Raw genomic sequence first — 7258 nt, 5'->3', positions numbered from 1 at the left:
ATGATCACGCGCTGGCAGTCGTCGATCGTCAAATGCTGACTGACGGCCTGAGCCACTGTGCCGATCCAGTCGCTGGCATGCGCTCCGGCAATCACCCCGCCCACTAACTGACGGGTGGCCGCATCGGCGATCAGCTTGACAAAACCGCGCGGCGCCTGTTCGATCATGGATTTGGAATTGCTTAAGGTGCTGGTCTTGCCCACGATGACCGATAACCCCTGCGCCTGCGCTTCCTCCTCCGACAAGCCGACCCACGCCGCTTCCGGATGGGTGTACAGACATGACGGCACGCAGTTTAAATCAAACTGCGGCGTCCGGCCCAGCATTGTATCCACCGCATTGATCGCCTGCGCGCTGGCCAGATGCGCAAGCTGAATCCGGCTGGTCACATCCCCAGCAGCATAAATCGTAGGAACCGACGTCCGGCCGCAGGCATCCGTGATCAAACGGCCGCGCTCCTGCGCCAGTGCCGGCGCGCAATCGCATAACACCGGTTTGCGTCCGGTTGCGGCGATGATCCATTCCCCTTCCGCGCGCATCGGTTTTTCCTTTTCTACATAGTCTACGGCATTTTCATGAATCTGGGTAATCGTAATGCCGCAATGCAGCTGCGCGCCCCGGCGCTTGAGGATCATTTGAAGATTCTGCGCAATTTCCCGATCCGCCTGAATCAACGGCCGCGGGGCGGCTTCCAACAGCGTTACCCCAACCCCCAGATCCAATAATAAATCCGCAAATTCCAGGCCGATCACGCCGGCCCCGATAATCACAGCCTGCTGCGGCAGCGGACGATCCCACTGCAGCACCTGATCCGAGGTCATCGCCAGTTCAATTCCCGGAATCGGCGGAACTGAAGTCCGGGAGCCGGTCGCGATCAAAATATGTTCAGCTTCAATGATCTCATCATTCACACTGACCGTCTGCGGGCCGGTTATTTTCGCTTCGCCATGAAGAAACTGGATTGAATTGCCTTTGATCAGCTGGGCAATTCCCTTCTGCAGCTTCCCCACGGTGTCTTCCTTCTGCAGCCGCAGTGCTTCGCCGTCGATCTCGATCTTGGCGTACTGCGCCGCAATCCGCAGCTGATGCGCCTGGTATAACAGGCTTTTAGTCGGAATACACCCGCGGTTAAGACATGTGCCGCCGACCTGGTCTTTTTCGATCAGCACGACCTGCATGCCGCATTGGGCGGCGTGAATTGCCGCTTCATAGCCGGCCGGGCCGGCGCCGAGAATCACAAGCTCGGTTTTTAATCCCATTTTGCTTCCTGCCCTTCTATTTCTTGGCTGATCCACGCAATGCATTCCGGGATCAGCGGATGGTGCGGACTTGCGGATAAAGCGCGTTCCTGCAGCGCCTGGGACGTCAGCGGACAATCATGAAGCAAGGCTTCCAGCTCCGTGATCGCCGCCGCATCCATCGCGTCGGTATACAGCCGGCAGGCGCAGATACGCTGGGACTGCAGCTGCAGCTGCGCCTGGATCTCACCCCAGGCGAAACGTTTCTCCAAACATAAATCAGCCTGGAATTTCTCTGGGAACAGCCAGGCGTCGCTGCGGTAAAACTGGGCCAGCGCTTTGATTTCCGCAATCTGCGCCGGTGTCCATTCCCACATCGTTCCCAGTTCTCCATAAACCTGTTCCATCGCTTCCCGCAGTGCGGTTTTCAGCCGGCTGATCGTCATCATTGGCGCGCATTCCTTTAAATTGATGACGCGCTGACGGACGGAATCGACGCCGTTGCCTTTCAGCTTCGCGGCGGATACCTTCAGGTATCTGGCCACTTTCTCGCTGTCCGTATCGACGAGCAGCGTGCCGTGATGAAAGCTGCCGTGGGGCCCGTGATAAAAGGCGTTGCCGGAAAATTTCCGGCCCTGCGCCGTCAGATCGTTGCGGCCTGAAAACTGCGCGTCCACCCCGAACTGACGCACAGCCTGCAAAAGCACGGAGCATTGTCGATGCAGATCAAACTGATCGTTGGGAACCAACATCGTAAAGTTCAGGTTGCCCAAATCGTGATAGACCGCCCCGCCGCCGGAACAGCGCCGGGCTAACAAGCCGCCGTCCTGCTTCAGCGCCGCCAGCCGACATTCCTTCAGCGGATTCTGGTTTTTGCCAATGACAACGGTATGCTCGTTTTGCCACAGATAGAGAATCCGCCGGCCGTCGAGATGATCGCACAGCCACTTCTCCATCGCTAAATTAAAGTAAGGGTCAAAAGTCTGACCCTCTGTAAAATACAGCATTGTGCTATTTGTTTCCCTTTTGCCAGCGCAGAATCGGATGCCGGGCCGCCTGAACCTCGTCGATCCGGCCGACTGGCGTCGTCGTTGGACATGCCTGCAGTGCCTGCGGATCACTGGCCGCCAAGTCAAGCAGCTCACTCAGCACGCGCACTGCTTCATCGAGCACCGCCTTCGGTTCGGTTTCCGTCGGTTCCACCATCAGCGCTTCTTCCACGATCAGCGGGAAATACATCGTCGGCGGATGGATGCCGCGGTCGATCATCCCCTTGGCGATATCCATCGCACTGACGCCCAGGTCGTTATGCTGACGTTTCAGCGTCATGACGAATTCATGCATGCACGGCTGGTCAATCGCCATATCGTAGTTCCGGCTCAGTTCATGTTCCAGATAGCGAGCGTTGAGCACCGCGACCTGGCTTGTCCGGCGCAGACCTTCCTTGCCTAAGATCATGACATAGGTTAAAGCCCGGACCATGACGCCGAAATTGCCGTAGAACATCTTCATCCGGCCTAAACTTTCCGGACAGTCCTCATGAATCCGGCCGTTTTCGATCCGCGGCGACGGCAGATAGGGAATCAAATGGCGCTTGACGCCAATCGGCCCGCTGCCCGGCCCGCCCCCGCCATGCGGCGTGGAGAACGTCTTATGCAGATTCAGATGGACAACGTCAAAGCCCATATCGCCCGGACGCGCAATGCCCATGATCGCGTTCAGATTCGCGCCGTCGTAATAAACCAGACCGCCGGCGTCGTGAATGATTTTTGTGATTTCCAAAATATCTTTTTCAAACAGGCCCAATGTGTTGGGATTCGTCAGCATCAGCGCCGCGGTCGTTTCATCCGCCATCGCCCGCAACGCTTCCACATCGACGTTGCCTTCCGCGTTGCTTGGAATCTGCTTGACCGTAAAGCCCGCCATCACCGCGCTGGCCGGATTGGTTCCATGAGCGGAATCCGGCACGAACACGACGGTGCGCTGATCTTCATGATGGCGTTTCAAATAGTTGCGGATCGTCATCAGGCCGCTGAATTCGCCATGCGCGCCTGCGGCCGGCTGGAAGCAGAACGCATCCATGCCGGTGATCTGCGTCAGATATTTTTCCAGCGTTGCGACAACTTCCAGACAGCCCTGCACGTCCTCTTCCGGCGCCAGCGGATGGATCGCCGTAAAGCCCTCCAGGTTGGCCGCGTCTTCGTTGACTTTCGGATTGTATTTCATCGTGCAGGAGCCTAATGGATAAAAGACGTGATCGACGCCCTTGACACGCTGGGAGCATTCGGTGTAATGGCGCACGACCTCCAGTTCGCTGACCGAAGGCAGCTGCGGTTTCTCAGCGCGCAGTTTTGTTTTTAAAGTATACGCAGGAACCTGAAGCTTTGGCAGCGCCACGCCCCGATGTCCCTGGGTTCCGCGTTCAAAAATCAGCTGGCTCATGCGGCCACCTCCCCGATCAGTTCGACCAGATGATCCATATTTTCCTTATTGTTCACTTCTGTCGCGCACCACAGAATTTCGTGATCGCTCAGCGGCAGTCCGCCCAGGATGCCGTGATCTTCCAGATGTTTGAGCAGCACGCCGCTCGGCACGTCGCTGACCGTTACGAATTCATGGAAGAATTCGCCGGCATATTTCAGTTTGAGCTTTGTTTTTTCACATAGCTCCTGCGCTAAATAATGGGCGTTGCTGACACAGTGCGAGGCGACCTGTTCGATGCCTTCCGTGCCCATCGCGCTGCAGTAGATCGCCGCTCTCAGCGCGCATAACGCCTGATTGGAACAGATCGAGCTGCTGGCCTTTTCCCGGCGGATGTGCTGTTCACGGGCCTGCAGGGTCAGGACGTAAGCCCGCCGGCCTTCGTGATCGGTACTCTGGCCGACAATCCGGCCGGGCAGCTTGCGCATCATCGCCGATACGCTGGCCATAAAGCCCAGATACGGCCCGCCGAAGTTCAGCGGCATGCCTAACGGCTGGCCTTCGCCGACCGCGATCACAGCGCCGGCTTCCTTCGCTGACGGCAGCAGTGCCGCCGCGATCGGATTGATGTGCAGAATCCCTTTTACCTTTTTCTCCGCCGCCGCTGCAAACAGCGTTTCTGCGTCTTCAATTAAACCGAAATAGTTCGGCTGCTGCAAAAGCAGACAGGCCGTATCCTCGCTCAGCGCTTCCCGCAGCACACTTTCTTCCAGCACGCCGTGCGGACACTCTAAGACAGTGATTGTCATACCGTAGGCCTCGCCGTACGTCCGGATTACCTGCAGGATCTGCGGATGCACCGACGCTGGCACCAGCACGCGGCGATGCTTCGGATCCCGGCACATCAGCAAGGCTTCAGCCGCGGCCGTCGCGCCGTCATACACACTGGCGTTGCTGACGTCCATGCCCGTCAGCTCGCAGATCATTGTCTGATATTCAAAAATGGACTGCAGCAGTCCCTGACTCATTTCCGCCTGATACGGCGTATACGCCGTCAGAAACTCGCCGCGGCTGGACAGCGCGTTGACGAGACTCGGGATGTAATGGCGGTAAGCGCCCGCCCCGCGGTAGAGATCTTCATAAATCCGGTTGTGTGAGGCCATTTTCTTCAGCTTCGCCAACGCTTCGAATTCACTCATGCCCTCCGGCAGATCCCAGCCGTCTTCTTTTAAAAGCACCGCTTCGGGCAGATGCCCGGTTAAAGCGTCTAAATCTTTCAGCCCCAGCGAATCGAGCATCGCCTGCAATTCTTCCGGGCTGGATGCAATGTAATCGCTCATGGGCTACTCCAGCGTCGTCAGATATTCGCTGTAGGCTTCCGGACTTAACAGATCGTCTAATCCGCTGACGTTCTCCATCACGCAGATCCAGTTGCCGTAACAGTCCTCGTTCAGCTTTTCCGGAGCGTCGATCAATTCCTCATTCGTTTCTTTAATCGTTCCGGCGACCGGCGAATAAATTTCACTGACGGCTTTGACGGACTCGACGTCGGCTAACGCGCCTTCCGCTTCGACTTCCTCGCCGGCAGGATGCATGTCGACAAACACGATATCGCCCAGACTGTCCTGCGCGTAATCGGAAATTCCGATTTTTACTGTGCCGTCCGGCAGCGTTTCAACCCATTCATGCGACTTGCTGTAAAGCAGACCTTCTTTTACGACTGACATTTTGTGTGTCCTCCTTCATCTCTTATTTTATTTTTATTGTCCCAGTCCCGCCGGCTTTTTCCATTCCGGCAAGGACTGCAGGTTTCCTCGTTCAAGCGGAAGCTGAGGCCATGTTTCTGCGCTTCACGAACGTTTTCCTTCGCCCTTTTCCGTCCTTTGATCCGCGTTATTTCCGTTTGTAAAACGGCATCGGCGTGATCAGCGCCTTCATGCTTCGGTTTCCATGAACAACCTCGACCTCAGCGCCATCCTGAGCGTGATCGACGTCGACATAGGCCATCGCGATCGCTTTGCCCAGCGTCGGCGCCATCGTCCCGCTGGTGATGTGACCGATGACTGCTCCATCCTGGCGAACCTCGTAATGCTCGCGGGCAATGCCGCGGTCGAGCAGTTCCAGACCGATCCGGACCTTCGTCAGACCTTTTTCCTGAATTCCCTGCTTGCCGATAAAATCAGCTTTATCCAGTTTCACCGCGAAGTTCAGACCCGCCTCTAACGGTGAGGTCTCAGCGTCCAGCTCATGCCCATACAGTGGCATCGCCGCTTCTAAGCGCAGCGTGTCGCGCGCGCCCAGTCCGCACGGGATCAATCCCAGCGGCGTTCCGGCAGTCATGATCGCCTCGACGATCGCCATCGCGTCTTCATTGCGCATGTAAATTTCGACGCCGTCCTCGCCGGTATAGCCGTTGCGCGAAACCAGACAGGCCTTGCCAGCGACCGCGATCTGATCGGTAAACCAATACGATTTTGCCGGCAGTGAAGTCAGATCGGCAATCTTGCCCAGGATCTCAATTGCTTTGGGGCCCTGCAGCGCAACTTGCGAAATGAGCGATGAAACATTGCGCAGCCGGACGTCGAGACGGCAGTTCTGATTAAACCACTCCCAATCTTTCTGCTTGTTGGAAGCATTGACAACACATAAAAAATGCTCGTCGTCAAACCGGTAGACAATCAGATCGTCGACCGTGCCGCCGTCTTCATAACACAGGCAGCTGTAGCGCATCTGTCCATGTTTCAGATTGGCGATCTTGTTGGTCAGCAAATGATCGAGAAAAGCGGCCGCTTCCGGGCCTTCGACGAGAAATTCGCCCATGTGCGACACATCGAACAGTCCCGCTTGTTCACGGACCGCCTGATGTTCTTTCAGAATACCGGTTGGATACTGGACGGGCAACCAGGTGTCGGCAAATTCAACGAGCTTGCCCTGGTGGCTTTGATGAAAGTCGTATAACGATGTTTTTTCTGTCATCTTCGTTTCCTTTCCTTTTCAGGTTCCTCTTGTAGCTTTATTATAGCGAAAATGAAAGCGCTTTTCCATAAAGTTCTGCACTTCACAAGACAACTCTGTTCTTTTTCCTATCCAACCGATTACAGCCAGAACAGCAAGCGTCCTAATTGGAACAAAAGCAGACTGACCGCATACGGCAGCGCCAGCATGATCGCGATGGATTTCAGCATCAACTTCGTTCCATATTCCTGCCGCAGGGCGTTGAGCGTCATGATGCAGGGAATCGAAAACAGACAGTAGACAAGGAAGCAATAGGCCCGCAGCTTGCCTAACGGATCTGGAAAGAGCGCGCCCAGTTCGCTGATCAAACCGGCATCCTGCCCTTCCTGACTGAAATCCGCCAGGTGCACGACACTGTTTTTCACCGTTTCGCCCAGACCTGAAATCAGGTTCCGGGATTCCTCAGCAAAGTCCGGCGGCGTTTCCGTCGTTTCGCTTAACACCGAAGCCAGAAAACCGACGACTGTTTCCTTGGCCGCGATGGATCCGGGCAGGCTGGCAACCAACGGCCATTGCGTGCCGAAACCCAGCGGTTCGTAAATCACGGACGCCGCCTTGCCAAACTGCGCGGCATAGGACGTGGC

General features: G+C 56.3%; 6 protein-coding genes and 1 pseudogene. All 7 read right to left on the bottom strand.

The genetic code is table 11. The annotated features are described in order from the left end of the window. On the bottom strand, window positions 1-1259 hold a 1259-nt coding region (locus AC5OW4_RS13540; RefSeq protein ID WP_493677086.1), incomplete at its 3' end, for a dihydrolipoyl dehydrogenase family protein. Next, window positions 1250-2245 (bottom strand): lipoate--protein ligase, encoded by a 996-nt coding sequence (lplA, locus tag AC5OW4_RS13535; protein WP_195396631.1) that lies wholly within the window; start codon window positions 2243-2245, stop codon window positions 1250-1252. The genes AC5OW4_RS13540 and lplA, both read right to left, overlap by 10 nt. Before the next feature lie 4 nt (window positions 2246-2249). Further along, window positions 2250-3680 (bottom strand): aminomethyl-transferring glycine dehydrogenase subunit GcvPB, encoded by a 1431-nt coding sequence (gcvPB, locus tag AC5OW4_RS13530; RefSeq protein ID WP_195396629.1) that lies wholly within the window; start codon window positions 3678-3680, stop codon window positions 2250-2252. Continuing rightward, the gene (gcvPA, locus tag AC5OW4_RS13525) at window positions 3677-4999 is read right to left on the bottom strand and encodes an aminomethyl-transferring glycine dehydrogenase subunit GcvPA (RefSeq protein WP_493677085.1); all 1323 of its coding nucleotides are present in this window, start codon (window positions 4997-4999) and stop codon (window positions 3677-3679) included. Before gcvPA ends, gcvPB begins: the two co-directional genes overlap by 4 nt. Before the next feature lie 3 nt (window positions 5000-5002). Continuing rightward, window positions 5003-5386 carry a glycine cleavage system protein GcvH gene (gene gcvH, locus AC5OW4_RS13520; protein ID WP_195396625.1) on the bottom strand — a complete coding sequence of 128 codons (384 nt, stop codon included), beginning with the start codon at window positions 5384-5386 and terminating at the stop codon, window positions 5003-5005. A 166-nt stretch (window positions 5387-5552) separates the two neighbouring features. Next, window positions 5553-6635, bottom strand: coding sequence for a glycine cleavage system aminomethyltransferase GcvT (gene gcvT / locus AC5OW4_RS13515; RefSeq protein WP_195396623.1), 1083 nt, complete (start codon window positions 6633-6635; stop codon window positions 5553-5555). Between the two features lie 119 nt (window positions 6636-6754). After that, window positions 6755-7258 (bottom strand): annotated as a pseudogene (locus AC5OW4_RS13510) (ferrous iron transport protein B); the annotation flags it as partial.

This window comes from Holdemania sp., from assembly GCF_986127675.1.
This window is presented reverse-complemented; position numbering and strand designations above follow the sequence as displayed.

Coding starts and splice junctions, on each gene's coding strand:
- gcvT (WP_195396623.1), bottom strand. CDS start 6,635: ATGACAGAAAAAACATCGTTATACGACTTTCATCAAAGCCACCAGGGC.
- gcvPB (WP_195396629.1), bottom strand. CDS start 3,680: ATGAGCCAGCTGATTTTTGAACGCGGAACCCAGGGACATCGGGGCGTG.
- gcvH (WP_195396625.1), bottom strand. CDS start 5,386: ATGTCAGTCGTAAAAGAAGGTCTGCTTTACAGCAAGTCGCATGAATGG.
- gcvPA (WP_493677085.1), bottom strand. CDS start 4,999: ATGAGCGATTACATTGCATCCAGCCCGGAAGAATTGCAGGCGATGCTC.
- lplA (WP_195396631.1), bottom strand. CDS start 2,245: ATGCTGTATTTTACAGAGGGTCAGACTTTTGACCCTTACTTTAATTTA.